The organism is Flavobacterium hiemivividum (assembly GCF_004349145.1).
Lineage (GTDB): Bacteria > Bacteroidota > Bacteroidia > Flavobacteriales > Flavobacteriaceae > Flavobacterium > Flavobacterium hiemivividum.
Window position 1 is genome coordinate 1 of sequence record NZ_SMFO01000030.1, and the last position, 1655, is coordinate 1655.

Below are 1655 nucleotides of genomic sequence, written 5' to 3' on the forward strand. Positions count from 1 at the left end.
TGGATATCTCGGTTCGATTTGTGCCACTGATTTCGGTTAGACCGTGCCACCCATTTCGGTCAATTTGTGCCACTATTTCGGTTCGATTTGTGCCACTTGACTAAAAAGTCACAGTATTCCGGTTCGATTTGTGCCACTATTTTGGTTCAATTTGTGTCACTTGACTAATAAATCATGGTATTCCGGTTCGATTTGTGCCACTTTGAAAGATCAAAATCAGCTACTATCTTGTTGTTATCTAAAACAGTACGATATGGCTAATAAACTTGATCCTATGGACTTAAAACAAATCATTACTTTACATTTGGACGGTTATAGCAATCGTAAAATAGGAAGTACATTAGGTATTTCTCGCAATACTGTAAATACCTATATGCAGCTATTTGAAGGCTGTAAATACTCTTTACAACAATTACTCTCGTTCGATGTCGAACAACTATCAGAGCTCTTTTCTAGCTTTACAACTGTTGACACGCAGCGGCATAACGATTTAATGCTTTATTTCGAGACGGTTAATAAAGCTCGTAACCATCCTGGATTTACTTTTCTATATCATTATACACAATATGCTCAAACTATGGCTAATCCTTACAGCTACACACAGTTTATGGAGCATTATAACCGAAAATATAAAGAGGTAAAAGGTTCTATGAAGTTAGAGCATGAGCCAGGCAAAGAGATGTACATTGATTTTGCTGGTAAAAAACTCTCTTATGTTAATCAAAACACAGGGGAAATTATACCCGTAGAAGTCTTTGTAGCTATACTTCCCAATAGCCAATATACCTATGTGCAAGCCTGCCAGAGTCAGAAGAAAGAAGATCTTATAATATGCTGTGTTAATGCACTAAACTTTTATGGAGGTGTTCCTTTGGCAATAGTCTCAGACAACTTAAAATCAGCTGTATCTCGTGCAAGTAAGTATGAATCACAAATAAACAGAAGCTTTAAAGACTTTGCTAGCCATTATAATTGCATAGTTAATCCAACTCGTACTTATGCTCCCCAAGACAAAGCCTTAGTGGAAAACGCTGTACACCTTGTCTATCAAAGAATTTACTATCCCATTAGAGAGATAACTTTCTTTTCTTTGGAAGAACTCAATGCAGAGCTAAGACGTATGTTGACCACTTATAACCAATTGCTTTTTCAGCGTAAAGAAGCAAGTCGTGTAGAGCTCTTTCAATCTGTGGAAAGACAATACTTAAAAGCATTACCCGGCAGTACTTATCAAATAAAAGATTATAAAAGAGCGAAGGTACAGAAAATAGGATATGTATATTTTTCGCCTGATAAGAGCTATTATAGTGTTCCTTATCGCTATATAGGCCATCATACAATGATTCACTACACAAATACTTCCGTAGAAGTTTACTATAATCATTTACGTATTGCCACACATAAGCGAAATCCAAAAAAAGGGAATTACAATACAATTAAGGAGCACCTATCTAGTACGCATCAAAGCTATACCAGTTGGAGTCCTGAGTATTTTAAAAATCAAGCAGCTCCACACGGTGCTCATTTAGTGAAATGCGTAGAGAAGATTCTGTGTAATGTAGAATATCCTGAGATTGGATACAAAAGGGTTATTGGCTTAATACAACTACATAAGAGTTATGGATCACAAAGACTTGATAAAGCTTGTGAGATTG

At 36.2% G+C, this 1655-nt stretch carries 1 protein-coding gene; it reads left to right on the top strand.

The window, feature by feature from the left end; translation table 11 throughout:
• Positions 1-253: 253 nt before the first annotated feature.
• Positions 254-1655, top strand: a 1402-nt coding sequence (gene istA / locus E0F98_RS15950; protein ID WP_132113265.1) for an IS21 family transposase, incomplete at its 3' end; no start/stop codon positions are given.